This is a genomic window from Sedimenticola selenatireducens (assembly GCF_007625115.1).
In the GTDB taxonomy this organism is placed as follows: Bacteria; Pseudomonadota; Gammaproteobacteria; order Chromatiales; family Chromatiaceae; genus Sedimenticola; species Sedimenticola selenatireducens_A.
The window spans coordinates 1-25447 of the sequence record NZ_VMNH01000003.1; the positions used below are offsets into that span (position 1 = coordinate 1).

36 protein-coding genes and 1 pseudogene are annotated in these 25447 nt (G+C 49.1%); 33 read left to right on the forward strand and 4 right to left on the reverse strand.

What is annotated here, in order from left to right:
- The 30 genes and pseudogenes from tuf to FHP88_RS01150 all read left to right on the forward strand — a co-directional run.
- A pseudogene (gene tuf / locus FHP88_RS01005) lies at nucleotides 1–300 on the forward strand (elongation factor Tu); the annotation flags it as partial.
- Between the two features lie 5 nt (nucleotides 301–305).
- On the forward strand, nucleotides 306–617 hold the full coding sequence (rpsJ, locus tag FHP88_RS01010) for a 30S ribosomal protein S10 (RefSeq protein ID WP_029134315.1): 312 nt from the start codon (nucleotides 306–308) through the stop codon (nucleotides 615–617).
- Between the two features lie 10 nt (nucleotides 618–627).
- Entirely contained in the window at nucleotides 628–1275 is a 648-nt protein-coding gene (gene rplC / locus FHP88_RS01015) for a 50S ribosomal protein L3 (protein WP_144357136.1), read from the forward strand.
- Between the two features lie 7 nt (nucleotides 1276–1282).
- Entirely contained in the window at nucleotides 1283–1897 is a 615-nt protein-coding gene (gene rplD / locus FHP88_RS01020) for a 50S ribosomal protein L4 (protein ID WP_144357137.1), read from the forward strand.
- Nucleotides 1894–2190: a 50S ribosomal protein L23 gene (gene rplW, locus FHP88_RS01025; protein ID WP_144357138.1), complete on the forward strand. Its 297-nt coding sequence runs from the start codon at nucleotides 1894–1896 to the stop codon at nucleotides 2188–2190. The genes rplD and rplW overlap by 4 nt, the downstream gene beginning before the upstream one ends.
- Nucleotides 2191–2230: 40 nt before the next feature.
- A complete protein-coding gene (gene rplB / locus FHP88_RS01030; protein WP_144357139.1) occupies nucleotides 2231–3058 on the forward strand; it encodes a 50S ribosomal protein L2 in 828 nt (275 codons plus the stop codon).
- A gap of 21 nt (nucleotides 3059–3079) precedes the next feature.
- Nucleotides 3080–3355, forward strand: a complete 276-nt coding sequence (rpsS, locus tag FHP88_RS01035; protein WP_029134310.1) for a 30S ribosomal protein S19 — start codon at nucleotides 3080–3082, stop codon at nucleotides 3353–3355.
- A 13-nt stretch (nucleotides 3356–3368) separates the two neighbouring features.
- Complete coding sequence (gene rplV, locus FHP88_RS01040; RefSeq protein ID WP_144357339.1) at nucleotides 3369–3701, forward strand: 50S ribosomal protein L22; 333 nt, start codon at nucleotides 3369–3371, stop codon at nucleotides 3699–3701.
- Between the two features lie 9 nt (nucleotides 3702–3710).
- On the forward strand, nucleotides 3711–4403 hold the full coding sequence (gene rpsC, locus FHP88_RS01045) for a 30S ribosomal protein S3 (protein WP_144357140.1): 693 nt from the start codon (nucleotides 3711–3713) through the stop codon (nucleotides 4401–4403).
- A gap of 3 nt (nucleotides 4404–4406) precedes the next feature.
- Nucleotides 4407–4820 (forward strand): 50S ribosomal protein L16, encoded by a 414-nt coding sequence (rplP, locus tag FHP88_RS01050; RefSeq protein WP_144357141.1) that lies wholly within the window; start codon nucleotides 4407–4409, stop codon nucleotides 4818–4820.
- Nucleotides 4820–5020, forward strand: a complete 201-nt coding sequence (gene rpmC, locus FHP88_RS01055; RefSeq protein ID WP_144357142.1) for a 50S ribosomal protein L29 — start codon at nucleotides 4820–4822, stop codon at nucleotides 5018–5020. Before rplP ends, rpmC begins: the two co-directional genes overlap by 1 nt.
- The gene (gene rpsQ, locus FHP88_RS01060) at nucleotides 5017–5277 is read left to right on the forward strand and encodes a 30S ribosomal protein S17 (protein WP_144357143.1); all 261 of its coding nucleotides are present in this window, start codon (nucleotides 5017–5019) and stop codon (nucleotides 5275–5277) included. The genes rpmC and rpsQ overlap by 4 nt, the downstream gene beginning before the upstream one ends.
- A 58-nt stretch (nucleotides 5278–5335) precedes the next feature.
- A complete protein-coding gene (gene rplN / locus FHP88_RS01065) occupies nucleotides 5336–5704 on the forward strand; it encodes a 50S ribosomal protein L14 (protein WP_029134304.1) in 369 nt (122 codons plus the stop codon).
- 16 nt (nucleotides 5705–5720) lie between these two features.
- Entirely contained in the window at nucleotides 5721–6035 is a 315-nt protein-coding gene (gene rplX / locus FHP88_RS01070; RefSeq protein ID WP_144357340.1) for a 50S ribosomal protein L24, read from the forward strand.
- Between the two features lie 13 nt (nucleotides 6036–6048).
- On the forward strand, nucleotides 6049–6588 hold the full coding sequence (gene rplE, locus FHP88_RS01075; RefSeq protein ID WP_144357144.1) for a 50S ribosomal protein L5: 540 nt from the start codon (nucleotides 6049–6051) through the stop codon (nucleotides 6586–6588).
- Nucleotides 6589–6605: 17 nt separating this feature from the next.
- A complete protein-coding gene (gene rpsN, locus FHP88_RS01080) occupies nucleotides 6606–6911 on the forward strand; it encodes a 30S ribosomal protein S14 (RefSeq protein WP_144357145.1) in 306 nt (101 codons plus the stop codon).
- Between the two features lie 109 nt (nucleotides 6912–7020).
- A complete protein-coding gene (gene rpsH, locus FHP88_RS01085) occupies nucleotides 7021–7416 on the forward strand; it encodes a 30S ribosomal protein S8 (RefSeq protein ID WP_144357146.1) in 396 nt (131 codons plus the stop codon).
- A 13-nt stretch (nucleotides 7417–7429) separates the two neighbouring features.
- A complete protein-coding gene (rplF, locus tag FHP88_RS01090) occupies nucleotides 7430–7963 on the forward strand; it encodes a 50S ribosomal protein L6 (RefSeq protein ID WP_144357147.1) in 534 nt (177 codons plus the stop codon).
- Nucleotides 7964–7975: 12 nt separating this feature from the next.
- Nucleotides 7976–8332, forward strand: coding sequence for a 50S ribosomal protein L18 (rplR, locus tag FHP88_RS01095; protein WP_144357148.1), 357 nt, complete (start codon nucleotides 7976–7978; stop codon nucleotides 8330–8332).
- Between the two features lie 10 nt (nucleotides 8333–8342).
- Complete coding sequence (gene rpsE, locus FHP88_RS01100) at nucleotides 8343–8849, forward strand: 30S ribosomal protein S5 (RefSeq protein ID WP_144357149.1); 507 nt, start codon at nucleotides 8343–8345, stop codon at nucleotides 8847–8849.
- A 3-nt stretch (nucleotides 8850–8852) separates the two neighbouring features.
- Nucleotides 8853–9041 carry a 50S ribosomal protein L30 gene (rpmD, locus tag FHP88_RS01105; RefSeq protein WP_144357150.1) on the forward strand — a complete coding sequence of 63 codons (189 nt, stop codon included), beginning with the start codon at nucleotides 8853–8855 and terminating at the stop codon, nucleotides 9039–9041.
- Between the two features lies 1 nt (nucleotide 9042).
- A complete protein-coding gene (gene rplO, locus FHP88_RS01110; RefSeq protein ID WP_144357151.1) occupies nucleotides 9043–9477 on the forward strand; it encodes a 50S ribosomal protein L15 in 435 nt (144 codons plus the stop codon).
- Nucleotides 9478–10827, forward strand: coding sequence for a preprotein translocase subunit SecY (gene secY / locus FHP88_RS01115; RefSeq protein WP_144357152.1), 1350 nt, complete (start codon nucleotides 9478–9480; stop codon nucleotides 10825–10827).
- A 39-nt stretch (nucleotides 10828–10866) separates the two neighbouring features.
- Nucleotides 10867–10980, forward strand: coding sequence for a 50S ribosomal protein L36 (rpmJ, locus tag FHP88_RS01120; protein WP_082117165.1), 114 nt, complete (start codon nucleotides 10867–10869; stop codon nucleotides 10978–10980).
- Nucleotides 10981–11076: 96 nt separating this feature from the next.
- Complete coding sequence (gene rpsM / locus FHP88_RS01125; RefSeq protein ID WP_144357153.1) at nucleotides 11077–11433, forward strand: 30S ribosomal protein S13; 357 nt, start codon at nucleotides 11077–11079, stop codon at nucleotides 11431–11433.
- A 59-nt stretch (nucleotides 11434–11492) separates the two neighbouring features.
- Entirely contained in the window at nucleotides 11493–11879 is a 387-nt protein-coding gene (gene rpsK / locus FHP88_RS01130) for a 30S ribosomal protein S11 (RefSeq protein ID WP_144357154.1), read from the forward strand.
- A 19-nt stretch (nucleotides 11880–11898) separates the two neighbouring features.
- Complete coding sequence (rpsD, locus tag FHP88_RS01135) at nucleotides 11899–12519, forward strand: 30S ribosomal protein S4 (RefSeq protein ID WP_144357155.1); 621 nt, start codon at nucleotides 11899–11901, stop codon at nucleotides 12517–12519.
- A 22-nt stretch (nucleotides 12520–12541) separates the two neighbouring features.
- Entirely contained in the window at nucleotides 12542–13540 is a 999-nt protein-coding gene (locus FHP88_RS01140) for a DNA-directed RNA polymerase subunit alpha (protein WP_144357156.1), read from the forward strand.
- 57 nt (nucleotides 13541–13597) lie between these two features.
- Entirely contained in the window at nucleotides 13598–13987 is a 390-nt protein-coding gene (rplQ, locus tag FHP88_RS01145; RefSeq protein WP_144357157.1) for a 50S ribosomal protein L17, read from the forward strand.
- Between the two features lie 87 nt (nucleotides 13988–14074).
- A complete protein-coding gene (locus FHP88_RS01150) occupies nucleotides 14075–14818 on the forward strand; it encodes an SAM hydrolase/SAM-dependent halogenase family protein (protein ID WP_144357158.1) in 744 nt (247 codons plus the stop codon).
- A 38-nt stretch (nucleotides 14819–14856) separates the two neighbouring features.
- Here the strand turns inward: FHP88_RS01150 and uvrA are convergent, their stop codons facing one another.
- Entirely contained in the window at nucleotides 14857–17697 is a 2841-nt protein-coding gene (uvrA, locus tag FHP88_RS01155) for an excinuclease ABC subunit UvrA (protein ID WP_144357159.1), read from the reverse strand.
- 209 nt (nucleotides 17698–17906) lie between these two features.
- Here uvrA and FHP88_RS01160 point away from each other — a divergent pair, with 209 nt between their 5' ends.
- A complete protein-coding gene (locus FHP88_RS01160; protein WP_260843123.1) occupies nucleotides 17907–19295 on the forward strand; it encodes an MFS transporter in 1389 nt (462 codons plus the stop codon).
- Between the two features lie 55 nt (nucleotides 19296–19350).
- The gene (ssb, locus tag FHP88_RS01165; protein WP_144357160.1) at nucleotides 19351–19803 is read left to right on the forward strand and encodes a single-stranded DNA-binding protein; all 453 of its coding nucleotides are present in this window, start codon (nucleotides 19351–19353) and stop codon (nucleotides 19801–19803) included.
- Nucleotides 19804–19865: 62 nt separating this feature from the next.
- Here ssb and FHP88_RS01170 read toward each other — a convergent pair whose 3' ends face one another.
- From FHP88_RS01170 to FHP88_RS01180, 3 genes are all read right to left on the reverse strand, one after another.
- Complete coding sequence (locus FHP88_RS01170; RefSeq protein ID WP_144357161.1) at nucleotides 19866–21065, reverse strand: NnrS family protein; 1200 nt, start codon at nucleotides 21063–21065, stop codon at nucleotides 19866–19868.
- 130 nt (nucleotides 21066–21195) lie between these two features.
- Nucleotides 21196–22329, reverse strand: a complete 1134-nt coding sequence (locus FHP88_RS01175) for an anhydro-N-acetylmuramic acid kinase (RefSeq protein ID WP_186297551.1) — start codon at nucleotides 22327–22329, stop codon at nucleotides 21196–21198.
- Nucleotides 22319–23899, reverse strand: coding sequence for an OapA family protein (locus FHP88_RS01180; RefSeq protein WP_260843124.1), 1581 nt, complete (start codon nucleotides 23897–23899; stop codon nucleotides 22319–22321). Before FHP88_RS01180 ends, FHP88_RS01175 begins: the two co-directional genes overlap by 11 nt.
- Nucleotides 23900–24109: 210 nt before the next feature.
- On the opposite strand from FHP88_RS01180, the gene tyrS reads away from it, so the two are divergent.
- Entirely contained in the window at nucleotides 24110–25306 is a 1197-nt protein-coding gene (gene tyrS / locus FHP88_RS01185; RefSeq protein ID WP_144357162.1) for a tyrosine--tRNA ligase, read from the forward strand.
- Nucleotides 25307–25447: the final 141 nt, after the last annotated feature.

A 25447-nucleotide genomic window follows, 5' to 3' on the forward strand; every position in this document is an offset into this window, starting at 1 on the left:
CCAGGTACCATTACCCCGCACACACATTTTGAAGCAGAGATTTACGTGTTGAGTAAAGATGAAGGTGGTCGACACACGCCATTCTTCAACAACTATCGTCCACAGTTCTACTTCCGTACGACAGACGTGACCGGAGCCTGCGACCTTCCAGAAGGCGTAGAGATGGTAATGCCGGGTGATAACGTGAAGATGACTGTGAAATTGATTGCCCCAATTGCGATGGAAGAGGGTCTGCGATTCGCGATCCGTGAAGGTGGCCGTACCGTCGGTGCCGGCGTCGTTGCTAAGATCATAGAGTAATAAATATGGCCAACCAGAGAATTCGTATTCGACTGAAGGCATTCGATCATCGTCTGATTGATCAGTCTGCTCGTGAGATTGTCGATACTGCAAAACGTACCGGCGCACAGGTTCATGGACCTATTCCGCTGCCAACTAAAAAAGAGCGGTTTACAGTGTTGATTTCACCCCATGTCAACAAGGATGCGCGGGATCAGTATGAGATTCGCACTCACAAGCGTCTCATGGATATCGTTGACCCTACGGACAAAACAGTTGATGCGCTGATGAAGTTGGATCTGGCGGCAGGTGTTGATGTTCAGATCAAACTGAACTGAGGTAAAGACGATGCTAGGAATTGTAGGACGTAAAGTCGGCATGACTCGGGTATTTACCGAAGAGGGTGTATCCGTGCCTGTTACCGTAATTGAGGTGGAGCCTAATCGGGTCACCCAGTTACGCACAATTGAAAATGATGGCTACAGTGCAATTCAGATTACTACAGGCGCTCGTAAGGCTTCTCATGTCAATAAGGCAGAGGCTGGACACTTGGCTAAAGCTGGTGTTGAAGCGGGTCGTGGTATGTGGGAATTTCGCTTGGCTGATGGTGAAGGCGAAGGCCTAGAGGTTGGTGGAGAGATCAAGGTCGATATGTTTGAGGCCGGGCAGATCGTTGATGTCCGCGGCACGACTATCGGTAAGGGCTTTCAAGGTGCAGTTAAGCGCTACGGTTTCCGTATGCAGGATGCAACCCACGGTAACTCTTTGTCACACCGTGCACCGGGTTCAATTGGACAATGTCAGACTCCGGGCCGTGTTTTCAAAGGCAAAAAAATGGCAGGCCACATGGGCAACGTCAAGCGTTCAATTCAAAATCTCAAAGTTGTGAGAGTTGATGCTGAACGTAACTTGCTGCTGGTAAGAGGGGCTGTGCCGGGTTCTCGTGGTGGTGATGTGATTATCACACCCGCCATCAAGATGCTGAACAAGGGGTAATAAAGTAATGGACCTCAATGTACAGGCAGGCAATGGTAAATCAGAGACAATCAGTGTTTCCGATAACGTATTTGCAGCCGACTATAATGAAGCACTGATCCATCAGGTGGTAACGGCTTACATGGCAGCGGCTCGTGCTGGTACCAAAGCAAGCAAAAACCGATCTGATGTTAGTGGTGGCGGCATCAAGCCGTTCCGCCAAAAGGGAACGGGCCGCGCTCGTGCGGGTACCAGCAGAAGTCCTATATGGCGCTCTGGTGGTGTGACCTTTGCGGCAAGGCCAAGAGATTATTCTCAGAAAGTTAACCGCAAGATGTATCGCGGTGCACTTAGATCCATTTTGTCTGAGTTGCTGCGTACAGAGCGAATGATTGTTGTTTCTGAGTTTGCGATTGAAGCGCCAAAAACCAAAGAGCTCGTTACCAAGTTAAACAGCTTTGGAATAAAAGAGGTGTTGATTGTGGCGGTACAGCCGGATGAGAATCTCTATCTTGCGGCCCGCAATCTTTATGGTGTGGACGTGTGTGATGTGCGCGAAATCGATCCTGTCAGCTTGATCGGTTTTGACAAGGTAGTCATTACCTCTGAGTCACTCAAGCAGTTAGAGGAGAGCCTGGCATGAACAAAGAGCGTTTGATGCAGGTGCTGGTTGGTCCAGTAATCTCTGAGAAGAGCACGATAGCTGCTGATGCTAGTCGCCAGTATGTCTTTAAGGTCATTCCTGATGCGACAAAGCCTGAGATTAAGAAGGCTGTTGAAATGATGTTTGATGTCAGTGTTGAGGGCGTTCGCGTGCTCAATATCAAGGGCAAAAGCAAGCGTTTCGGTCAGATTAAAGGTCGTCGTAACGGCGTTCGCAAGGCTTATATCAGGCTTGCTGAAGGCAGTGATATCGACTTCGGTGCGGGCGCCTAATTAGGCCCTTAATCGCAACGAATAGAGCGGAATTAAGAGTATGGCAATTGTAAAAACCAGACCAACATCAGCAGGTCGCCGGTTCGTGGTTAAGATTGTTAACCCTGAACTACATAAGGGCGCACCCCATGAGCCTCTGTTGGAAAAGAAGAGTAAGAGTGGCGGCCGTAATAACAATGGACGCATAACAACGCGTCATCATGGCGGTGGTCATAAGCAACACTATCGTATAATAGACTTTAAGCGAAACAAGGATGGTGTAAAGGGTGTTGTTGAGCGATTGGAATATGATCCAAATCGCACAGCCAACATTGCTTTGATCAAGTACCTTGATGGTGAGCGTCGCTACATCATTGCGCCAAAGGGGTTGTCTGCTGGTGACCCTGTGATGTCTGGAGAAGATTCAGGTATCAAGATTGGAAATTGCCTTCCTCTGAGAAACATCCCAGTGGGAACCAATGTCCACTGCATCGAGATGAAGTCTGGTAAGGGCGCGCAAATTGCTCGTTCTGCAGGAACTTCTGCACAATTAGTTGCACGAGAGGGAGAATATGCTACCCTGCGCCTCCGCTCAGGTGAGATGCGTAAGATCCGTAGCGAGTGTCGCGCAACGATTGGTGAGGTAGGAAACTCCGAACATAGCCTTCGTAAGCTTGGGAAGGCAGGTGCGTCAAGATGGCGCGGAGTTAGACCAACTGTTCGCGGTGTGGCGATGAACCCGGTTGATCACCCGCATGGTGGTGGTGAAGGTAGGACCTCAGGCGGGCGCCATCCTTGTAGCCCATGGGGTGTGCCTACAAAGGGATACAAGACGCGTACTAATAAGCGTACCGATAAGATGATTGTGCGTCGGCGCAATCGTAAGTAAACGGAACTGAGGTAATCTAAAGTGCCACGTTCAATTAAAAAAGGCCCATTCGTTGATCATCATTTGATGAAGAAAGTTGACGAAGCAGTGGCAAGCAACAGCAAACGCCCAATTAAAACCTGGTCGCGTAGATCAATGGTTTTACCAGACATGATTGGTCTGACGATTGCTGTATATAACGGCCGCCAGCATATTCCAGTGCTCGTCACTGAGAACATGATTGGCCATAAACTTGGTGAGTTTGCATTGACCCGGACATTCCGTGGCCATGCGGCTGACAAGAAATCGAAACGATAACCGGGGTAAAACCATGCAGGCTGCTGCTAAATTGCGTTTTGCGCGTATCTCGGCCCAAAAGGGTCGTCTGGTCGCTGATCAGATTAGAGGTCTGCCTGTAGAGCAGGCTCTTAATGTCCTTGCCTTCAGTAATAAGAAGGGCGCTGACCTTATGAAGAAATTGTTGGACTCTGCTATTGCAAATGCTGAGAACAACGAAGGCGCTGATATTGATGAGTTGAAGGTTGCCTCTGTCATGGTTGATGAGGGTCCGACAATGAAACGGATCAGAGCGCGAGCAAAGGGTCGTGCGGCCCGTATTTTAAAGCGTACCAGTCACTTCACAGTGATTGTGTCGGATAAGTAAGGCAGAATTATGGGTCAGAAAGTACATCCAATAGGAATTCGTCTTGGTATCGTCAAGCAGTGGACGTCAAAGTGGTATGCCGACTCCAAAGATTATGCTGACATGCTTAACACCGATCTTGAAGTGCGTGATTATCTGAAGAAGCGCTTGTCGCAAGCCTCAGTCAGTCGCATACAGATTGATCGCCCTGCGAAAAATGCCCATGTCACCATTCATTCGGCGCGTCCGGGTATTGTGATTGGTAAGAAGGGTGATGATATCAACACTTTGCGTGAGGAGGTCTCCAAGCGTATGGGGATTCCTGCACACATCAGTGTTGAAGAAATTCGTAAGCCTGAGCTCGATGCGCAATTGGTAGCTGAGGGTATTACTCAGCAGCTGGAGCGCCGTGTTATGTTCAGACGTGCAATGAAACGTTCTGTGCAGACCGCGATGAGACTTGGGGCGGGCGGCATCAAGGTGAATATTTCTGGCCGATTGAATGGTGCCGAAATTGCACGGAACGAGTGGTATCGCGAGGGTCGTGTTCCACTTCACACATTGCGTGCTGATATCGATTATGGCTTTGCTGAAGCAAAAACAACCTACGGCATCATTGGCGTGAAGGTTTGGATCTTCAAAGGCGAAGTTTTTGGTGATGAAGCTCCAGAAGATGCAGCACCAAAGGCTGCGCGTCGCAAAGCACCGCGTAAGAAGGACTAAGTCATGTTATTGCCAAAGCGGACTAAATTCCGTAAACAGATGAAAGGCCGCAATCGCGGCTTGGCGAACCGAGGCAACAAGGTTAGTTTCGGGGAGTATGGGCTACAGGCAGTTGATCGTGGACGCATGACGTCTCGTCAAATTGAAGCCGCACGTCGTACGATTACTCGTACAGCAAAGCGTGGCGGTAAGATGTGGATTCGTGTTTTCCCTGATAAGCCAATTACCAAGAAGCCTCTTGAAGTGCGTCAAGGTAAAGGTAAGGGTAGCGTTGAGTACTGGGTGGCTTTGATTCAGCCAGGCCGCGTACTTTATGAAATTGAGGGTGTTTCTGAAGAGTTGGCGCGCGATGCGTTTCGACTTGCAGCAGCCAAACTGCCATTCAAGACCGCCTTCATTAAACGGACGGTAATGTGATGAGTGCTTCTGATCTAAGACAAAAAAACCCCTCAGAGTTGGAAGGGGCATTATTAGAACTACGTAGAGAGCAGTTTAATCTTCGTATGCAGCAGGGTACGGGTCAACTGTCGCGTCCGTCAGAGATGAGGCGTGTACGAAAAGAGATTGCCCGGGTAAAAACTTTGCTGAATGAGAAAAGCGCAGGTGAAGCATCATGAGCGAGCAGGACAATAGTAATCGCACGCTCGAAGGCCGTGTTGTCAGCGACAAGATGGACAAGAGCATTACGGTTCTTATAGAGCGTAAGGTAAAGCATCCGATTTATGGCAAGTTTATTCGCCGTTCAACCAAGGTTCATGCTCACGATGAAACCAATGAGTGTGGTATTGGCGATATAGTGGTGGTTGAGCAATGCCGCCCGCTCTCTAAGAGCAAAACTTGGCGTCTGGTTAAGGTTGTCAATAAGGCATCTTGAAACTGACCTGTTAAATCGTACGTTTTCGAATTAGTGTTTTTTAAATTGGAATAGACCAATGATCCAGATGCAGACAATGCTGAACGTCGCCGACAATAGTGGCGCCAAGCGAGTCCAGTGCATAAAGGTACTGGGCGGATCACATCGCCGCTATGCTGGCATCGGGGATATCATCAAAGTGAGCGTCAAAGACGCAATCCCCCGTGGCAAAGTTAAAAAAGGCGATGTATATAACGCTGTTGTTGTGCGTACCAGAAAAGGCGTCAGACGTCCTGATGGTTCGCTCATTCGCTTTGATGGCAATGCGGCCGTCTTGTTGAATACACAACTCCAGCCAATCGGCACCCGTATATTTGGGCCGGTTACCCGTGAACTGCGCAGCGAACGATTCATGAAAATCATCTCGCTCGCTCCTGAAGTACTCTAAGGGGTATATCATGGCTATGCGTAAGATCAAAAAAGGTGACCAAGTCGTCGTCCTGACCGGCAAAGATAAAGGCAAGCAGGGCACAGTCCTGACTGTGGTCGACGAAAAAGTTATCGTAGAAAATATCAACATTGTGAAAAAGCACACCAAGGCAAATCCTGGAAAGGGTGAGCAAGGTGGCATTCTCGATAAAGAGATGCCAATCGATGCTTCTAATGTCGCCGTCTATAACCCGAATACAGGTAAGGCTGATCGGATCGGCATAAAAATATTGGAAGATGGTCGTAAGGTGCGCTACTTCAAGTCTAACGGCGAAGTCGTGGATATCTGAGGCGGATAGAGAGATGGCAAGATTACAACAGGTCTACCGCGACGAACTCGTGGGTAAGCTGAAAGAACAGTTCAGCTTTAAAAGTGTTATGGAAGTCCCCAGGATTACCAAGATCACTCTGAACATGGGTGTGGGTGAGGCATTGGGTGATAAAAAAGTCCTTGAATTCGCCGTCAGTGATATGGAGAAGATTGCTGGTCAAAAGGCAGTTGTCACCATGGCGCGTAAGTCAGTTGCTGGCTTTAAGGTTCGTGAAGGTTGGCCTATTGGTTGTAAGGTTACCCTGCGTCGCGATCGTATGTATGAGTTTCTTGATCGTCTAATTAATGTGGCAATTCCGCGTATTCGGGATTTTCGTGGTTTAAATCCGAAATCCTTTGATGGGCGTGGCAACTACAGTATGGGTGTTAAGGAACAGATTATGTTCCCTGAAATTGATTTTGATAAAATTGATACGCTACGTGGATTGGATATTATTATCACAACTACAGCGAAAAATGATGCGGAAGGTCGTGCGCTTTTAGAGGCGTTTAACTTTCCTTTCAAGAACTGATATAGAGCAGAATCGTCATGGCAAAAAAGAGCATGATCGCCCGCGAAGTAAAGCGGACAAAACTGGAAGGTAAGTTCGCGGCCAAGCGCAGTGAATTGAAAGCAGTTATTCAAAATCCTGAAAGCACAAGCGAACAGGTTGATGAGGCTGTATTGAAACTTCAGAAGATGCCGCGTGATGCAAGCCGCGCTCGTCAGCGTAATCGTTGTCGCGTAACAGGTCGCCCACATGGAGTTTACCGCAAATTTGGCCTTTGTAGGCACAAGCTTCGTGAGGCTGCCATGCGTGGTGATGTTCCAGGGCTTGTAAAAGCTAGCTGGTAATGTAGAATACGGCACCCTTGCACTGGGTGCTTACGCCAATCGGCGTTTTTTCGTTCAATCGTTTGGGTATCGCTCCTGAGTTCAGGTGGCTGACCCTGAGGATTTAAAAATGAGTATGTCTGATCCGATCGCGGATATGCTGACGCGTATCCGTAATGGTCAACAAGTTTCTAAGGTGGCAGTTTCTATGCCGGCTTCTAAGAAAAAGGCAGCTGTTGCTCAGTTGCTTTTGGATGAAGGCTATATTGCAGGTTTCAAAACTGAAACCAAAGATAATAAGCCAACCCTCCAGATCGAGCTTAAGTATTTCCAAGGTAAACCCGTTATTGAGCTCATACAGCGTATAAGTCGCCCAGGCCTGCGTATCTATAAAGGCAGTAAAGAGCTTCCAAAAGTACGTGGCGGGCTCGGCGTGGCGATAATCTCCACTTCAAAAGGTTTGATGACTGATCGCGCGGCCCGCACTAGTGGGCAGGGCGGCGAAGTCGTCGCCTATGTGGCATAAGGGAGATTAGAATATGTCTCGTGTAGCAAAAAATCCGATAGATGTGCCTTCTGGTGTGGATGTCAACCTCAACGGTAATGAATTGACCGTTAAGGGATCCAAAGGAACCATGAAGCTTAATCTGCATGACTTCGTTACGCTTAAGAGTGATGAAAATACCGTGCGCGTAGTTCCTGTTAAGGAAGGACGTGATGAGTGGGCAATGGCAGGAACTTTCAGGGCGCTGGTTGGAAATATGGTTACCGGTGTAAGCACTGGTTTTCAGAAGAAGTTGCAGTTGATCGGAGTCGGTTATCGCGCGCAAGCCAAGGGTAATGTGCTTAACATGAATCTTGGGTTTTCACATCCTGTAGATTATCCAGTGCCTGAGGGAATTACCATTGAAACCCCAAGCCAGACGGAAATTGTAGTATCCGGGTGTGACAAACAGCGTGTTGGGCAGGTTTCTGCTGAAATACGAGCTTATCGTCCGCCTGAGCCTTATAAAGGCAAGGGTGTTCGTTATGCGGACGAGCATGTTGTCCGCAAAGAAGCCAAGAAAAAATAAGGGCATACTGAGATGGACAAGAAAGCATCACGTATACGCCGTGCTCGCAGAGCTCGCGCAAAGATTCGCGAATTGGCAGTTAATAGGCTGACCATTTTTCGCACCCCAAAGCATATGTATGCCCAGGTAATTGCACCTAATGGGTCTCAGGTTATTGCAAGTGCATCGACTGTTGAGAAGTCTGTTAGAGCTGAAATTGAAGGCGCATCAGGCAACAGCACTGCTGCGGCCATTGTTGGTAAAGCCATTGCTGAAAGAGCTAAGGCTGCTGGCATCGAAAGTGTTGCATTCGATCGTGCTGGTTTTAAATATCACGGCCGGGTCAAGGCGTTAGCTGACGCTGCCCGCGAAAACGGTCTTAAGTTCTAAGGGGCAGGCTATGTCTAAGTTTAATGAAAAGCCGGAAGGTGATGATCTGATCGAAAAGCTCATCAACGTCAACCGAGTTGCTAAAGTAGTAAAGGGTGGTCGAGTGTTTGGCTTTGCGGCACTCGCAGTTGTTGGTGATGGAAATGGCAAGGTTGGCTTTGGTAGCGGTAAAGCACGTGAGGTGCCCATTGCTATTCAGAAGGCAATGGAAAACGCACGCCAAAACTTGCGTAACGCTAAACTCAAGGGCGACACCTTGCAGTACCCATTAATTGGTCGCCATGGTGCCGCAAAGGTATACATGCAGCCAGCCTCTGAGGGTACTGGCATTATTGCGGGTGGTGCAATGCGTGCTGTTTGTGAGGCTGTTGGAGTACATAACGTCCTTGCAAAATGCATCGGTACCAACAATCCAATTAACGTGGTTCGCGCAACAGTTAATGCGCTTACCGAGATGACTGATCCTGAAACTGTAGCTGCGAAACGTGGCAAATCAGTTAAAGAGATCCTGGGGTAAGTCATGAGCGAAAAGAAAATGATGAAAGTCACCTTGATGCGAAGCGTCAATGGGCGACTGGAAAGTCACAAGGCATGTGTGCTGGGCCTCGGCTTGCGTCGTATCCGTCATACTGTTCTGGTTGAGGATACACCTGCCACGCGTGGCATGGTGAATAAAGTAAACTACCTGGTTCAGGTTGAGGAGGCTTGAGATGCGTCTGAATACCATTAAACCTGCAGAAGGTGCAACTAAAGACGCGAAGCGTGTCGGCCGCGGAATTGGTAGTGGTCTTGGCAAAACGGCTGGTCGTGGTCATAAGGGGCAGAAGTCTCGCTCCGGCGGCTTCCATAAGGTCGGTTTCGAAGGTGGTCAAATGCCACTGCAGCGCCGTTTGCCTAAGGTTGGATTCACCTCTCGGAAGGGAAGATCAACTGCTGAGGTAAGGCTTGATGAGCTATTGAAAGTGGAGGGTGAGGTCATTGATATGAAGTCCCTGCATGAATCTGATGTATTACCTTACAGCATGAAGCGTGCAAAGATCATACTCTCCGGAGCAATTGATCGTGCTGTTACCGTACGTGGACTTAAGGTCACCAAGGGTGCACGTGCTGCTATTGAAGCAGTCGGCGGGAAAATCGAGGAATAAATGGCTGGTCAGGGTGCAAAATCCGGCAATCTGGCCGGAGCGGGTAAATTTACCGAACTACGACAGCGTTTGCTGTTTGTAATTGGTGCGTTATTGGTATTTCGTATCGGTACTTTTATCCCCGTCCCTGGCGTAAACCCAGCGGCCGTTGCTGTTCTTTTTGATCAGCAGCAAGGCGGCATCCTGGACATGTTTAACATGTTCTCAGGTGGTGCGTTAGAGCGGGCGAGCCTTTTTGCACTTGGTATCATGCCTTACATCTCAGCATCAATCATTATGCAGTTGATGACTTCAGTAGTGCCCAAGCTTGAGCAACTGAAGAAAGAGGGTGAGCAAGGTCGACGGACGATTACCCAATATACGCGTTACGGCACGGTTGTGTTGGCGACATTTCAAGCTGTTGGTATAGCAATTGCGTTGCAATCTCAGCAGGCGGGAGGCATGCCGGTGGTATCGCTTCAGGGGCCTGGGTTTATCCTGACGGCCGCTGTTTCGTTGGTGACTGGCACGTTGTTCCTTATGTGGCTTGGTGAGCAGATTACTGAGCGTGGGCTAGGGAACGGTATCTCGCTGATCATCTTTGCGGGTATTGTGGCTGGCCTACCTTCTGCGATAGGTGGCACGCTGGAACTTGTACGAACAGGTGAGATGAATGCGTTGACTGTGCTTGTGCTATTTGCACTGGCTGTGGCTGTTACGGCGTTTGTTGTATTTGTTGAGCGTGGACAGCGACGCATAACCGTCAATTATGCGAAACGGCAACAAGGTAGAAAGATGTTTGCTGCTCAAAGCAGCCATCTGCCGCTGAAGCTCAACATGGCTGGCGTGATACCTCCAATATTTGCATCAAGCATTATCTTGTTTCCGTCAACCCTAGGGCAGTGGTTGGGGACTCAGGAAAATATGCGCTGGCTGCAGGATATTGTCGGAAAAATCGCACCTGGCGAGCCCTTGTATGTGTTGTTGTATGCTCTGGCGATTGTGTTTTTCTGTTTTTTCTATACCGCTTTGGTATTTAACTCAAAGGAAACTGCGGACAACCTCAAGCGCTCAGGTGCCTTTATCCCAGGTTATCGTCCTGGTGATCAGACGGCACGCTACATAGATAAGGTGATGTCACGACTGACATTGGCTGGCGCGATTTATATAACGTCGGTTTGTTTATTGCCGGAGTTTTTGATTGTTGGCTGGAATGTTCCATTCTATTTTGGCGGAACATCCTTGTTGATTATTGTTGTAGTTGTCATGGACTTCATGGCTCAGGTGCAGGCACATATGATGTCGCACCAGTATGAAGGCCTGATGAAAAAGGCGAATCTGAAAGGCGGAGGCGCAGGGCTTCTGCGCTGAGTTTGTTGGGATTCCACGGTTTTTTTTGGAGATTGAGTCATGAAAGTAAGGGCGTCTGTAAAGAAGATTTGCAGAAACTGTAAGATCGTCCGGCGCAATGGCGTTGTACGCGTGATCTGCAAAGAGGCAAGGCACAAGCAGCGTCAGGGCTGATCGCTTTTTCGCTTGATTTAGTTAAGAAATCCAGTTAAAGTTGTGCGTTCACCGCGCGCAATGTGAACTGATAATTGTATTTTCAGGAGTTACCCGATGGCCCGTATTGCAGGCGTCAACATCCCGGATCGTAAGCACGCTGTAATTGCGTTGACGGAGATCTATGGTATCGGTTCCACCCGTGCAGCAAGCATATGCGATGCTGCTGGTGTTGCAAAAGACGCGAAAATCCAAAACCTTACCGAGGGTGAAGTTGAGTCCCTCCGTGCGGAAGTAGCTAAATTTATTGTCGAGGGTGATCTTCGACGTGAAGTGTCGATGAATATCAAGCGCCTAATGGATCTTGGTTGTAATCGAGGCATTCGCCATCGTCGCGGTCTACCGCTACGTGGGCAACGTACTAAGACGAATGCGCGTACCCGTAAAGGACCGCGTCGTCCTATTAAGCGATAAAAGCAACTTCGGTAAACACCGAGCTTGTTTACAGATAATAGTTCATAGGAACATTTCAGATGGCAAAACCGAGCAGCGTGCGGAAAAAGGTTAAAAAGTCCGTCACCGATGGCGTCGCGCACATACATGCATCTTTTAACAACACGATCGTAACCATTTCAGATCGCCAGGGGAATGTGCTCTCTTGGGCAACTGCTGGTGGTTCTGGATTCCGTGGTTCACGTAAAAGCACACCTTTTGCAGCACAGGTTGCGGCAGACCGTGCAGGCGAAAGAGCTAAAGATTACGGAGTGAAGAATCTTGATGTTAACGTCAAGGGTCCAGGTCCTGGTCGCGAATCAGCGGTTCGTGCTTTGAATAATGCAGGGTTCAAGATCACGAGCATTTGTGATGTGACCCCAATACCGCACAATGGTTGTCGTCCGCCTAAAAAGCGTCGCGTTTAATCCGGAGTTATAGAACATCATGGCTAGATATATCGGTCCCAAGTGTAAGCTGAGCAGACGAGAAGGCACTGACCTGTTCCTGAAGAGCCGTGCTCGCTCCCTGGAATCCAAATGTAACATGGAAAAGCAGCCAGGCCAGACGACAGATCGTCGTCGACGCCTTTCAGATTATGGCTTGCAGCTCCGTGAAAAGCAGAAAATGCGTCGTATTTATGGGATCATGGAAAAGCAGTTCCGTAATTACTATAAGAGTGCTGCACAATCAAAAGGTGCGACAGGTGAAAATCTGCTCCAGCTTTTAGAGACTCGCCTGGACAACGTTGTTTACAGGATGGGTTTTGGCAGTACCCGTTCTGAGTCACGCCAACTCGTTAGCCACAAGTCTATTGAGGTGAACGGAAAGATTGTCAACGTGCCCTCTTTCCGTATTCAGGTGAATGACGTGGTGAGCGTACGTGAGAAATCCAAGAAGCAGCTTCGTATACAGAGCTCTCTGGCCCTGGCAGAACAATATGGCACTGTAGAGTGGATTGATGTCGATGCTAAAGGTATGGCAGGAACATTTAAGCGTCTGCCAGATCGATCTGAACTGCCTGCAGAAATTAATGAGCAGCTGGTTGTAGAGCTGTACTCCAAGTAAGGATTACCTTCAAGAGGTCGAAATGCCGGAGTTTGTTACCGATTTTCTAAAGCCACGACTGGTTAATGTACAGCCAATAAGCGAGTTACATGCCAAGGTCTCTCTCGAGCCTATGGAACGTGGATTTGGTCATACATTAGGCAACTCTTTACGCAGAATTCTTCTCTCTTCCCTGCCAGGTAGTGCTGTGGTTGAGGCAGAGATTGAAGGTGTTCTGCATGAATACACCAGTATGGAAGGTGTTCAGGAAGATGTCCTGGAGATCATGCTTAATTTGAAGGAGCTGGCGATCATCATGCATACGCGTGACGAAGCTACTCTGACGCTTAAGAAGCGAGGCGTCGGACCTGTGCTGGCCAGTGATATAACACTTGATCATGATGTTGAAATTGCAAATCCAGATCATGTGATTGCCAATCTTACTAAAGATGGTGAAATTAGCATGACGCTTAAAGTGGCGCGCGGTATTGGCTATCAGCCGGCTGCGAACCGTTTGAGTGATGGCATTGAAGATCGGCCTATTGGCAGACTTCAGCTAGACGCAAGTTTTTCGCCGGTCCGCCGCGTTGCCTACACTGTAGAGGCAACTCGTGTGGAGCAGAGAACAGATCTTGATCGTTTGGTGATTGATCTGGAAACGAATGGCACAATTGATCCTGAAGAGGCGATTAGACGCGCAGCGACTATTCTCCAGGATCAACTCTCTGCGTTCGTTAAATTGGATGAAACGGTAGGGGCAGAAAAAGTCGAAGAAGAGACAAGGCCTGCAATTGATCCTATCCTGCTTCGTCCGGTTGATGATCTTGAGTTGACAGTTCGTTCTGCAAACTGTCTGAAGGCAGAGAATATCTTTATGATTGGTGATCTGATTCAGCGCACTGAAGTAGAGCTGCTGAAGACCCCGAACTTGGGGAAAAAGTCACTCACCGAGATCAAGGATGTACTCGCTACCAGAGGTCTGTCTCTGGGTATGCGGCTGGAAAATTGGCCGCCGGAAGGTATGGAAGATACAGGTCGTTAAGTTTAGACCTAAAACTGTATATCTATAGTATTAACCTAAGTTTAGGGAAGTCGATCCATGCGTCATCGCAATTCAGGACGGCAACTGAACCGCAACAGTTCACACCGCAAGGCTATGTTTCGTAACATGACTTGCTCACTGTTGCGTCATGAGCTGATCAAAACCACATTACCGAAGGCAAAAGAGCTGCGTCGTGTAGCTGAGCCAATTATTACTTTGTCAAAAAGTGACAGCGTTGCTAAACGTCGTTTAGCTTTTGACCGTCTGCGTGATGACGAGGTTGTCGGTAAACTGTTTACGGAAATCGGACCACGTTATAAAGAGCGTCCAGGTGGTTACCTGCGTATTCTGAAGTGCGGGTATCGTCCAGGTGATAAAGCGCCAATGGCCTATGTTGAATTGGTCGATCGTCCTGATGTTGAAGTAGAGGCAGTTGAGGCTGACTAAACTGAAACTGAAGTATGATAATTAAAGCCGGGCTGATGCCCGGTTTTTTTTGTCTAAAATAATAGGGTGTAATGAGGATCTGTGGATATGCAAATAACACCAGACTTTATCGCTTTATTTACTGATTTTGGTGTGGGTAGCCATTATGTTGGGCAATTGAAGGCGCGACTGTATGGTGAAGGTGTTACGCAACAGATTATTGATTTATGTGCTGATGCCCCGATATATGATTCACGCGCATCGGCTTATCTACTGGCTTCCTTTCTTGAGTATCTTCCTAAGCATACGGTGATTATAGCGGTGGTGGACCCGGGTGTTGGCAGTGACCGGAGGGCCCTGTTGACAAAATGTGACGGACATTGGCTGATTGGTCCGGATAACGGACTACTTGCTGTTGCTATTAATTATGCAAAGGAGGTGCATTTACAGACTATACAGTTCAAAGTGAAACCAAAGCACTGTACGTTCCACGGTCGAGATATTTTTGCACCTGCTGCCGCATTGCTATGTAATGGACAGGATGTACCGGGAGATGAAGTAGATAAAATGACTGTTGTTGGTGCGGACTGGCCAAACGATTTATTCCAGATTATCTACATTGACCACTATGGAAATGCGGTGTCTGGAGTGGCCGGTGATACGCTCATGTTCAGCCAGAGGATAAAAGTAAACGATATTGAAATCCCGCACGCTAAAACTTTTTCCGCTGTAGAACCTGGATCCTGTTTTTGGTATGTAAATGCCAACAATTTAGTCGAAGTGGCTGTCAATTGTGGCATGGCCTCAAAACAGTTAAAGCTCGCTATTGGTAGTGAATTTGAAGTGATTTAAAAAACCTATATGAAGCAAATGTAACACATTCATGGTTCTCAGGGTTCAGGTGTTTTTTCTGCTAAGATTGACTTCAAATACTGTCCAGTAAAAGATTTGGGGGACTTTGCGATGTCCTCTGGACTACCTTGGGCTATTATCTCGCCGCCCTTGTCGCCACCTTCTGGTCCCATGTCTATGATCCAGTCTGCTGTCTTAATGACATCCAGGTTATGTTCGATAACTACCACTGTGTTGCCATGATCACGTAGACGATGCAGCACTTCCAGGAGATGTTTAACGTCATGGAAGTGTAGGCCTGTAGTGGGTTCATCCAGAATATAGAGCGTATTGCCTGTGTCGCGTTTAGACAGCTCTCGGGAAAGTTTTACGCGTTGTGCCTCGCCACCTGACAACGTCGTCGCGTTCTGCCCTAGCGTAATATAGGAGAGGCCGACATCCATGAGTGTTTGTAATTTGCGCTTAACAGCGGGTATTGGCTCGAAGAATGTCAGCGCTTCTTCAATGGTAAATTCAAGGACTTGATTGATGCTTTTGCCTTTGTACTTTATTTCTAACGTCTCCCTATTGTAGCGGGATCCCTTGCATACATCGCATTGAACGTAGATGTCTGGTAGAAAATGCATCTCAACTTTTATAACGCCATCACCGCGACAGGCTTCGCAGCGTCCACCTTTAACATTGAAACTGAAGCGTCCGGGGTTATATCCACGAGAGCGCGCTTCATGGGTTCCGGCAAAAAGCTCTCTTATTGGTGTAAAAATACCTGTATAGGTCGCTGGATTTGATCTGGGGGTCCGACCAATGGGACTTTGATCGATGTCGACAACTTTATCGAAGTACTCTAGTCCGGTAATGCTTTCATGGGGTGCGGCATCAATGCTTGCCCGATTCAATTCTGTGGCGGCAAGTGGATAGAGTGTGTCGTTGATTAAAGTAGACTTTCCTGATCCAGAAACCCCGGTAACACAGGTTAATAGTCCTGCTGAAACTTTCAAGTCAACTGATTTGAGATTATTGCCTTTGGCCCCTGTGATAGAAAGTACCCGTTTCTTATTAAAGGTGTGGCGCAGCGACGGTACCGCTATATAGCGTTGGCGTGACAGGTACTGCCCCGTCAGTGAGTTCTGGTTTGCAGCAATCTCATCCGCAGTGCCTTGGGCGATAACCCTTCCACCGTGAACGCCAGCGCCTGGTCCAATGTCGATAACGTGATCGGCAGATCGTATGGCATCCTCATCGTGCTCAACGACAATAACCGTATTGCCAAGGTCGCGTAGATAAGTCAGAGTTTTTAGTAGTCGGTCATTATCTCGCTGATGCAGGCCGATAGACGGCTCATCCAGTATGTACATAACACCCACCAAGCCTGCACCAATCTGACTGGCCAGTCGTATGCGTTGCGCCTCTCCTCCGGACAACGTTTCTGCACTTCTATCAAGAGTTAAGTAGTCAAGACCGACATTAACTAGAAATTGCAGTCTCTGGGAGATCTCATTGATCACTTTTTCGGCAATCTTACCCTGCTTTCCTTTGAGTTTAATCGTTTGGAAAAACTCCAGGCAGTTACCGACGGGACGCTCTGTGATGCTGGGTAAATTCTGATCCTGGATGAAGACATGACGTGCGGCCTCGGTAAGCCGGGTTCCACTACAGGTAGAGCATGGATGGATTGATATGTATCGGGACAGTTCTTCTCTGACGGCGGTAGATTCTGTCTCTCTATAGCGCCGCTCCATATTTGGAATGATGCCTTCGAAAGGGTGGGTGTTGGTTGTGCTGCGGCCCCGCTCGTTGAAATAGGAAAAGGTGATTTTTTCTTTCCCGCTGCCGAATAGGATGGTGTCTTGGATCTTTTTTGGCAGTTCTTCCCAGTGGGTTTCCACATCAAACTTATAATGCTTACCCAGTGAGCTGATCAGTTGAAAATAATAGGCATTCCGTCTGTCCCATCCCCTGACAGCACCAGCTGCCAAGCTGAGATGGGGGTGTGCGACTACACGGGCTGGGTCGAAGTACTGCTCATTACCTAAGCCATCACACTTAGGGCAGGCGCCCACAGGGTTGTTGAATGAAAACAGTCTGGGTTCGAGTTCAGGCAGGCTATAACCGCACTCAGCACAGGCAAAGTTGGCAGAAAACACCATCTCTTTGTTGCTGGGTTCATCCATGGAGGCTACGCGCACTAATCCGCCAGAGAGTGAAAGCGCGGTCTCAAATGATTCGGCGAGACGTAGCGAAAGGTCTTCCCGAACTTTAAATCTATCGACAATGGCCTCAATGGTATGTTTTTTGTGTAGTTCCAGTTCGGGAGGCTGATCAAGCTCGAATATCTCGCCGTCAATGCGGGCGCGGATGAAGCCCTGTGCATTGAGTTCTCTAAGTAGTTTGTGATGCTCACCTTTTCGCTCGGAAATTACAGGTGCAAGTAGCATCAGTTTGCTTCCTTCAGGGAGGGTAAGAACCTGGTCCACCATCTGGTTGATGGTTTGCGCTTCAAGTTTTACCCCATGCGTAGGGCAGCAAGGTACGCCTGCGCGAGCAAAGAGTAGACGCAGGTAGTCATAGATCTCGGTGATTGTGCCTACAGTAGAGCGCGGGTTATGGGAGGTGGTCTTTTGCTCGATAGAAATTGCCGGGGATAGCCCTTCAATATGGTCAATATCGGGTTTTTCCATCATTGAAAGAAACTGGCGCGCATAGGCCGAGAGTGACTCGACATAGCGCCGTTGACCTTCTGCGTAGATGGTATCAAAGGCTAGAGAAGATTTGCCCGAGCCAGATAGCCCTGTGATAACGATCAGTCGATCCCGTGGAATATCCAGATCAATATCTTTCAGATTATGGGTGCGCGCCCCTCTTATGCGTATCGTGTCCATCTACATACCAGCCAATTAGCGAACCTGATACTATACGCTGTCTTCTTGTTTCGAGCCAAACTTACAGTGGTGTTATTAACAGGCCTTTTGCGCGGTTTTTACACTGTTTTTGGTGGGCATTAAAACGGGCTTTATTTAAATAGCCGGTATCTGGGATGATAGTGCGCTTAGGTACCTAAAGCGCAGTCTGCTTGTGAAGTGATGATCAGTTGAAAGCACAAAACAGAAATATCAATAAGCTAACAGCCATAGAAATTCGTGCGGCGTTTTCGTTGGCAGGGATCTTTGCGCTAAGAATGCTCGGGCTATTTTTGATTTTGCCTGTTTTCGCAATTTATGCAGAACAGCTGGTTGATGTTACGCCTCTGTTAATTGGCGTGGCTATTGGTGCCTACGGTCTAACGCAAGCTATTTTTCAGGTGCCGTTTGGCATGCTCTCTGATCGAATTGGGCGTAAACCGGTCATCGTAGGCGGGTTGTTGATATTTGCCTTGGGCAGCGTGGTAGCTGCCAGTGCCGATACCATTTGGGGCGTCGTATTAGGTCGGGCTTTACAGGGTAGCGGCGCTATTGCCGCTGCGGTGATGGCTCTTGCTGCTGACCTAACCCGTGAACAGAATAGAACCAAGGCGATGGCCGTTATTGGTATGAGTATCGGCTTGGCCTTTGCTGTGTCGCTGGTACTCGGGCCCTTGCTGAATGCCTGGATCGGTGTGCCAGGGATCTTTTGGTTGACAGGCCTTCTTGCCTTGTTGGGTATTTTAGTGACGCTTTATCTGGTGCCAAATCCACAGAAAAGTGTTTCGCATCGGGATGCTGAGGCCGTTAGAGATCAGTTCTCAAGGGTGTTGCGTGACGGGGATCTGGTTCGGTTGGATTTGGGCATTATGTTATTGCACATGATGTTGACGGCCGTCTTTATTGCCGTTCCACTGACCCTTAGAGATGTAACGGGCGTATCGGTGGATCACCACTGGATGGTGTATCTTCCGGTTGTCCTGCTGGCGATGTTGATGATGATTCCTTTTGTGGTCATTGCGGAAAAGCGCCGTAAGATGAAGCCGGTGTTTTTAATGGCCATACTCACTTTAGCGCTGGCCCAGCTTTGTTTCATTCTGCTGCAGGATTCGATATTGGGGTTTGGTTTTGCTCTGCTACTGTTCTTTACTGCTTTCAATCTGCTTGAGGCGACCCTGCCTTCACTGATTTCAAAAACTGCGCCTGCAGAAAGCAAAGGTACAGCGATGGGCATTTATTCCACATCACAGTTTCTCGGGGCTTTTATGGGCGGCCTGGCCGGGGGCGCGGTATATGCTCAGTTCAGTCTGGAAGGCGTTTTTCTGTTTGGTGCGATGATCGCCATCGTTTGGTTGGCGATTGCCAGGGGCATGTCAAAGCCGAGTTATCTGAGTAGCTACCTGATACATGTGGGCGTAAAAGCGCCGTCCGAGGCCTTATCGCTGCAGGCAAGACTGCAAGAGATACCTGGCGTAGGCGAGGCTGTTGTCATGGCTGATGAGGGTGTTGCATACCTTAAAGTTGATACCCACTGCGTAGATTTTGGAATATTGGATGAATTCTCTGTCGTAGAGACGTAAAATTACCGTTCAGGCCTTTTGGCCAGGGAGCAACCTATTAGAAATCGGAGGAGATATGGCCAAAGGCGTTAATAAAGTAATCTTGATTGGAAATGTCGGGAAGGATCCAGATGTTCGTTATATGCCCAATGGTAACGCAGTGGCCAATGTTACCCTGGCAACTTCAGAATCCTGGAAAGATAAGAACAGCGGTGAGAATCAGGAGCGTACTGAGTGGCACAGGGTTGTCTTTTTTCGCAGGCTAGCTGAAATCGTCGGTGAGTATGTGAAAAAGGGCTCTAAGATCTACATAGAAGGGAAGCTGCAAACCCGGAAATGGCAAGATCAGTCTGGTCAGGATCGCTATACTACAGAGATCGTGGCTGAGCAGATGCAGATGCTCGATAGCCGGGGCGGTTCTTCGACCTCATTTGATTCAGGTCGTCCTGCTTCTTCATCGACTAATGATGATGCCCCTTCGTCGGCGCCAATGCCGGATGATGGGTTTGATGACGACATTCCCTTCTGACGTTTACTTGAGATAGAGCGCTATCAAAAACCCCCTGCCGGGAAAACGGCAGGGGGTTTTTCTTAACCGGCCTTTCCGTCAACCCGTGGCTTAATCAGCATTGGCGTATAGATCAGTCCAAATATCACAAAACAGATAATCCATAACCCACCGGATAGATGGACCCAAAAGGTGTAGTTTTGAGGTTGTACTAGCGGACCGAAGACGCGTGCGATGGCGGCGAGGTTGAGCAGGATAAAGCAGCCATTGATAAGGCGGCTCGAATCGATAGGGCGGCCCGTGTGACCTAGGGCAACCCTTGCCATCATGCCGAAGGTGAGTACACCTATGCCGCCTACCGTTATTGCGTGCTTAGCCAGGTTGAGTCCAATTACTTCATAACTGGCAAGCGCGATCAGCGTAAAACCTATAATTAGCCAAAGCATGCCCGTGAATAAAACCCAGAGGATAGGGATCTGCCAGATTTTGTGGTTGTACCAGCCCACCACCCGAATCGTTTGGGTGATAGCAACCCCCAGGGCAAATAGTCCGGTAATAAAGGGTGCTGGGTAGATGAATTGAGTAAGTACCAGTCCGCCCAATAGAATCACGGTGGCCATCTCTACTTTGTTATCGCGTTTCGATTGATGACCCGGAATTACCGCTTCGGTAAAGAACGGTATTACCCTGCCCCCGAGTAGTGTGATCAGGAATGCAACAAGGTAGAGCATGGCGTCTGCGCCCTGGATCGCGGTGAGGGTGAATCCCAGTGCTTGAAGGTGCACATAGAGATTCGCAACAGCCATGACCAGTAACAGCGGTACAAAGATACGGTTTACTTTCTGCTGGCCCTGCCAAAGCGCAGGTTGGATGCCAAGTGCCACGGCTGGCAAAAAGGCAAGGTCAATAATGGCAATCAATGTTCCTGGTATCAGCCCATCAAAGAACGGGACTATTCTGCCGGCCAACCATAACAGAAAGAGCAGGCCCAGAGGTTTGCCTGTTGGCGGGGTTACCCCGGTCCAGTTTCTAACTGCCGTCAGGAGAAAACCTGCGATTATGGCAACAGCATATCCAAACAGCATCTCATGACTGTGCCAGCCAATGGGGCCATAGTATGTCGGAAGTGAGTAGGCTCCAGACCAGGCGCCGAGCCAGATCAGCATCAGAAAAAGGGCTGAAAAAGCGGCCGATAGGAAAAAAGGCCTGAAGCCCAGTGCCAATAGTGTCATCCCCTCAGGCTTTAGCTCCGGTTTTGGGGGTTCTGAGTGGACTTTCAGCATGATTTGTAGGGTTTTTCCTTTACAAGACAATAGGATGCGATAGTTTAGCGAGTTTGTGTCAGATCGCTTTGATATCAATCAAGGCTGGACTATTTGGTGTGGTGTTCGAGAAAACGTACGGTCTGCTAGGTCAGGCTTGATAGATTCCGCCGAGTATAACCGGATGTGAGGCTCCAGTGACACTGGGCAGATTTCCAAAGCATCCTTCCACTGTCTGGTAGGCAAGCCAGGCAAACGCGGTGGCCTCGATCTGATCCGGTGGTATGCCGTGGCGGGTAGTATCTTCGACAGTAATATCCTTGAGACGCTGTCCAAGCTGCTCCATTAAAAAGGTATTGGCGGTTCCGCCACCGCAGCAAATCAGGCGGCTGCAGCGTGGCGCATACTGTCCGATAGCCCGGGTGATCGTCTCTATTGAGAGTGCGCATAGTGTTGCCTGGATATCTTCAGGCTTATAGCTTGAGATTTTATGGCACCGCTGCTCTAACCAGTCAAGATTGAACAGTTCGGGGCCGGTGCTTTTGGGGGCGGGTTGTTTAAAATAGTCAGCGTTAAGCAGGCGCTCGAGTAATTCGAGTTGAATGTGCCCGCTGGCTGCCCATGCGCCATCTTGGTCGTAGGGGCGTTGTTGGCAGCGCATGGACCATGCGTCCATCAATGTATTTGCTGGTCCGGTATCAAAGCCGATAATACCCTTGTCCCGGTTCCCGGGAAGTACGGTGATATTGGCGATTCCACCCAGATTAAGGATTACTCGTTCTTCGGCAGGGTGGTGCAGGAAGGCCGCATGGAAGGCCGGAGCAAGCGGGGCACCCTGCCCCTCGGCGGCGATATCCCTACGCCTGAAGTCGGCAACTACGGTGATGCCCGTTTGCTCAGCCAGATGATTGGGGTCGCCGACCTGAAGGGTGAAGGGGTGGACTGCATCAGGGCGATGTCGAATGGTCTGTCCGTGTGAGCCGATAGCTTTTATTTGCTCAGGCTGGAACCCGGTCTGTTTTAGTAATTGGAATACGGCTCGGGAAAACTCGATGGCTACTTCAATGTCGGCAACACCGAGTGTGTCGATCTCATTTTCGCCTGGGAGTGAGAGTCGTCTCAGCGTATTTTTCAGATCCTGGGGCCAGGGGTGATAGGTATGGCCCTGAACCGTGACTGTTCCAGTATCGAAAGTCACCAGCACGGCATCAATGCCGTCCATGCTGGTGCCGGACATGAGGCCTATATAATGAGCACGCGTATCAATGCCAGTGCTACCTGGCATCTGCCACCATCGTCTTTGAGATCAGGTCAAGTTGCGAGAGTAAAGGTGCGCTAACAGACGCAAATTGACTTTGGTATTTTTTCGCCAACGGTTCAGCGGCTGGTAGTTTTATTGTTAGTGGGTTTCTGTGTACGCCATTGACACGGAACTCATAATGCAGGTGTGGCCCGGTGGCTAGGCCGCTTTTACCGACATAACCAATGACCTGCCCTTGTCTTACCCGGGTGCCATTACCGACATTACTGCGATATTTAGACATATGGGCATAAAGTGTCGTGTATTGACTTCCGTGACGAACGATGACGGTTTTTCCATAGCCACCCTTGGTTCCGCGGAAGATGACCCTGCCATCCCCCGCGGCTTTGATCGGTGTTCCGGTCGCAGCAGAATAGTCTACCCCTTTGTGCGGGCGTTTTTTGCCAAGTACCGGGTGGTAGCGCGCTTTTGTAAAGCGTGAGGAGATTCTTCGGAAATCCACCGGCGCCCGAAGGAAGGCCTTGCGCATGCTCTGGCCGTCTGGTGAGAAATAGCTGCTGTAGCCCTCCTCATCTTCAAACCGGATGGCACGGAACACTTTTCCCTGATTAGTGAATTCTGCGGCGAGGATTGGGCCGTTACGATATTTCTTGCCGTCCAGGTACTCCTCCTCGTAGATCAGGCTGAATTGATCTCCGGCCCGAATCTCTAGGGCGAAATCGATATCCCAGCCAAATATATTTGCCAGCTCCATAGTCAGGGTGTCTGAGAGGCCGGCCCTTTGGGCGCTCAGGTAGAGTGAGTTGGTGATGGTGCCTGATGCCGTGGCAATCCGTTTTTCGAGGCTCCGATCATGGGTTTGTGCAGTGAATCCCTCTTCATTGGGTAGGATCTGTAGGCTGCGGATGGCGCTTTGCTTGTGCACCAATTCCAGCATCTCTCCTTGCTTGTCGACGCGTACGCGGATTGCTTCGCCCGGCCGAATATTGGCTAGGCTTTTCGCCTCTTTACTACTGTTTACGATGCGGTGCAGTAGGTTGGCAGAGAGCTTTAAGCGAGAAAAGATGAGTGCTAAATTGTCGCCGGACTTTACCTTCTCCTCCAGCCATGTTCCCTCGTCGATGCTGATGGTGGCTTCATCCTCAATGACGGTCTGAGTAATGCTGGCTAATAGGTTGTCAGGGTGTTCAGTCGTTTGTGGTTCGGCGCTGTCGGTATCATTAGTAGCCGTGCTTGCTCTGGCCGCTTCTGTCGGTGCAGTCGTCACAGCTACAGTCAATTCCTCAGCATGGGCAGGTTTTTCGTCCTCACCTGCTGGTGATTGTTGGATGGTCGATGTGTTATGCGCCGGGCTAGGTAGGATCAATGCTACCTGTTGAGGCATCTCTGCTGGCGCCGGCGTGATGTTTGGCGATGTCTCCTCAGCGCTAATGGCTACTGCGGCCGATTCTTTTTCTTGATTGTTTCCAAAGGAGGCGTAGATCGCAGAGGCGCAGAGGGTCAACCCAATAACGGCGATAATTCCCAGGCGGGGGTGCTTTCCTTGGCGGGGAGTGTCTAGCAGATCACTGTGTGATTTGTAGTCGTTTATCATGTTATTACGCTAATTCCCGGAAAATTCTGATAATTATTGCGCAAAACCGGCGTGATTCCCAGTTTTTTCAGGAAGATACTGGGTGCCAGGCTTTTTGGCAAGGGAGTTTTGCTCAGATACACACAATATATATAGAAACGGTTACTTTTTCTTGTTTCATCCTGTAAATTGTGCGCCCCGACATAGTTCTTGGTTTATTTGAGGTGGGAGATGGCGTCAATCGCAGAGTCGATGGAGCTCATTAAGCGTGGTGCGGATGAAATTCTGATCGAGGAGTCTTTGATCAAGAAGCTGGAGCGTGGCAAACCGCTCAAGATCAAAGCGGGATTTGATCCGACCGCCCCGGATCTTCACTTGGGGCACACGGTTCTAATCAATAAGCTGCGCCAATTTCAGGATTTGGGGCATGAGGTGACATTCCTGATTGGTGACTTTACGGGCATGATCGGTGATCCCACAGGGAAGAATGTAACCCGTAAGGCGTTGACGCGTGAGGAGGTGCTAAAGAACGCGGAGACTTATCAGGAGCAGATCTTTAAGATTCTGGATCGGGAAAAGACCATTATTCGCTTTAATTCCGAATGGATGGTGGAGATGGGTGCGGCGGGCCTGATTCAGCTTGCAGCAAAGCATACCGTGGCGCGTATGCTGGAGCGGGACGACTTCAGTAAGCGTTATAAAAATGGTCAACCCATAGCTATTCACGAATTTCTCTACCCACTGGTGCAGGGTTACGATTCGGTTGCTTTGCAGTCAGATGTTGAGCTGGGCGGCACGGATCAGAAGTTTAATCTACTGGTCGGGCGTCAGCTTCAAGAGATCTATGGGCAGGAGCCGCAGGTGGTCCTGACGATGCCAATCCTTGAGGGGCTGGATGGTGTTCAGAAGATGTCCAAGTCGCTCAATAATTATATTGGGATCGCGGATCAGCCGGATGACATGTTTGGTAAGGTCATGTCGATTTCTGATGACCTTATGTGGCGCTATTACGAGCTCCTTAGTTTCAAGCCAATGGCGGATGTGAGGGCGCTGCAAAAGCGGGTCGAAGAGGGGATGAATCCCCGTGACGCCAAGGTGATGTTAGCGGAAGAGCTGATTGAGCGTTTTCACGACAAGGCGTCCGCAACCAAGGCGCACGAGAACTTTGTGGCGCGCTTCCAGCAGGGTGCGATGCCGGATGATATGCCAGAGCTGACTTTGAGTGCGGATGAAGGCATGCCTATCGCAAATCTTTTAAAAGAGGCTGAGTTGGTTTCCAGTACATCCGAAGCGTTGCGGATGATAAATCAAGGCGCTGTAAAGATAGATGGTGAGAAAATTGATGACCGAGGTTTGATCGTCGTAAAGGGGTCGAACCATATCTATCAGGTTGGTAAGCGGCGTTTTGCTAAAGTCACTTTGAGCTAAGTTTTCCTGTGTTTCATGGTGTTTTTAATCGCATCATAAAAAATCAGTAAAGGCTCTTGCGTGGATGTATTTAGTGCGTATAATGCGCCGCTCGTTGGGTGGTAAGGTTACGAAATTTTGTAGCTGAGCTGGGTGACGGGG

Excerpts from the sequence above, each read along its gene's own strand:
- rpsC (WP_144357140.1), top strand. The coding sequence starts at position 3,711 with ATGGGTCAGAAAGTACATCCAATAGGAATTCGTCTTGGTATCGTCAAG.
- FHP88_RS01150 (WP_144357158.1), top strand. The coding sequence starts at position 14,075 with ATGCAAATAACACCAGACTTTATCGCTTTATTTACTGATTTTGGTGTG.
- rpmJ (WP_082117165.1), top strand. The coding sequence starts at position 10,867 with ATGAAAGTAAGGGCGTCTGTAAAGAAGATTTGCAGAAACTGTAAGATC.
- tyrS (WP_144357162.1), top strand. The coding sequence starts at position 24,110 with ATGGCGTCAATCGCAGAGTCGATGGAGCTCATTAAGCGTGGTGCGGAT.
- rplQ (WP_144357157.1), top strand. The coding sequence starts at position 13,598 with ATGCGTCATCGCAATTCAGGACGGCAACTGAACCGCAACAGTTCACAC.
- rplO (WP_144357151.1), top strand. The coding sequence starts at position 9,043 with ATGCGTCTGAATACCATTAAACCTGCAGAAGGTGCAACTAAAGACGCG.
- rplC (WP_144357136.1), top strand. The coding sequence starts at position 628 with ATGCTAGGAATTGTAGGACGTAAAGTCGGCATGACTCGGGTATTTACC.
- rpsJ (WP_029134315.1), top strand. The coding sequence starts at position 306 with ATGGCCAACCAGAGAATTCGTATTCGACTGAAGGCATTCGATCATCGT.
- rplR (WP_144357148.1), top strand. The coding sequence starts at position 7,976 with ATGGACAAGAAAGCATCACGTATACGCCGTGCTCGCAGAGCTCGCGCA.
- rplB (WP_144357139.1), top strand. The coding sequence starts at position 2,231 with ATGGCAATTGTAAAAACCAGACCAACATCAGCAGGTCGCCGGTTCGTG.
- rplE (WP_144357144.1), top strand. The coding sequence starts at position 6,049 with ATGGCAAGATTACAACAGGTCTACCGCGACGAACTCGTGGGTAAGCTG.
- rplF (WP_144357147.1), top strand. The coding sequence starts at position 7,430 with ATGTCTCGTGTAGCAAAAAATCCGATAGATGTGCCTTCTGGTGTGGAT.
- rpsE (WP_144357149.1), top strand. The coding sequence starts at position 8,343 with ATGTCTAAGTTTAATGAAAAGCCGGAAGGTGATGATCTGATCGAAAAG.
- rpsK (WP_144357154.1), top strand. The coding sequence starts at position 11,493 with ATGGCAAAACCGAGCAGCGTGCGGAAAAAGGTTAAAAAGTCCGTCACC.
- rpsH (WP_144357146.1), top strand. The coding sequence starts at position 7,021 with ATGAGTATGTCTGATCCGATCGCGGATATGCTGACGCGTATCCGTAAT.
- FHP88_RS01140 (WP_144357156.1), top strand. The coding sequence starts at position 12,542 with ATGCCGGAGTTTGTTACCGATTTTCTAAAGCCACGACTGGTTAATGTA.
- rplP (WP_144357141.1), top strand. The coding sequence starts at position 4,407 with ATGTTATTGCCAAAGCGGACTAAATTCCGTAAACAGATGAAAGGCCGC.
- rpsN (WP_144357145.1), top strand. The coding sequence starts at position 6,606 with ATGGCAAAAAAGAGCATGATCGCCCGCGAAGTAAAGCGGACAAAACTG.
- rplD (WP_144357137.1), top strand. The coding sequence starts at position 1,283 with ATGGACCTCAATGTACAGGCAGGCAATGGTAAATCAGAGACAATCAGT.
- secY (WP_144357152.1), top strand. The coding sequence starts at position 9,478 with ATGGCTGGTCAGGGTGCAAAATCCGGCAATCTGGCCGGAGCGGGTAAA.
- rplW (WP_144357138.1), top strand. The coding sequence starts at position 1,894 with ATGAACAAAGAGCGTTTGATGCAGGTGCTGGTTGGTCCAGTAATCTCT.
- rplV (WP_144357339.1), top strand. The coding sequence starts at position 3,369 with ATGCAGGCTGCTGCTAAATTGCGTTTTGCGCGTATCTCGGCCCAAAAG.
- FHP88_RS01170 (WP_144357161.1), bottom strand. The coding sequence starts at position 21,065 with ATGCTGAAAGTCCACTCAGAACCCCCAAAACCGGAGCTAAAGCCTGAG.
- ssb (WP_144357160.1), top strand. The coding sequence starts at position 19,351 with ATGGCCAAAGGCGTTAATAAAGTAATCTTGATTGGAAATGTCGGGAAG.
- rpmC (WP_144357142.1), top strand. The coding sequence starts at position 4,820 with ATGAGTGCTTCTGATCTAAGACAAAAAAACCCCTCAGAGTTGGAAGGG.
- FHP88_RS01180 (WP_260843124.1), bottom strand. The coding sequence starts at position 23,899 with ATGATAAACGACTACAAATCACACAGTGATCTGCTAGACACTCCCCGC.
- rplN (WP_029134304.1), top strand. The coding sequence starts at position 5,336 with ATGATCCAGATGCAGACAATGCTGAACGTCGCCGACAATAGTGGCGCC.
- rplX (WP_144357340.1), top strand. The coding sequence starts at position 5,721 with ATGCGTAAGATCAAAAAAGGTGACCAAGTCGTCGTCCTGACCGGCAAA.
- rpsQ (WP_144357143.1), top strand. The coding sequence starts at position 5,017 with ATGAGCGAGCAGGACAATAGTAATCGCACGCTCGAAGGCCGTGTTGTC.
- rpmD (WP_144357150.1), top strand. The coding sequence starts at position 8,853 with ATGAGCGAAAAGAAAATGATGAAAGTCACCTTGATGCGAAGCGTCAAT.
- FHP88_RS01175 (WP_186297551.1), bottom strand. The coding sequence starts at position 22,329 with ATGCCAGGTAGCACTGGCATTGATACGCGTGCTCATTATATAGGCCTC.
- rpsD (WP_144357155.1), top strand. The coding sequence starts at position 11,899 with ATGGCTAGATATATCGGTCCCAAGTGTAAGCTGAGCAGACGAGAAGGC.
- uvrA (WP_144357159.1), bottom strand. The coding sequence starts at position 17,697 with ATGGACACGATACGCATAAGAGGGGCGCGCACCCATAATCTGAAAGAT.
- rpsM (WP_144357153.1), top strand. The coding sequence starts at position 11,077 with ATGGCCCGTATTGCAGGCGTCAACATCCCGGATCGTAAGCACGCTGTA.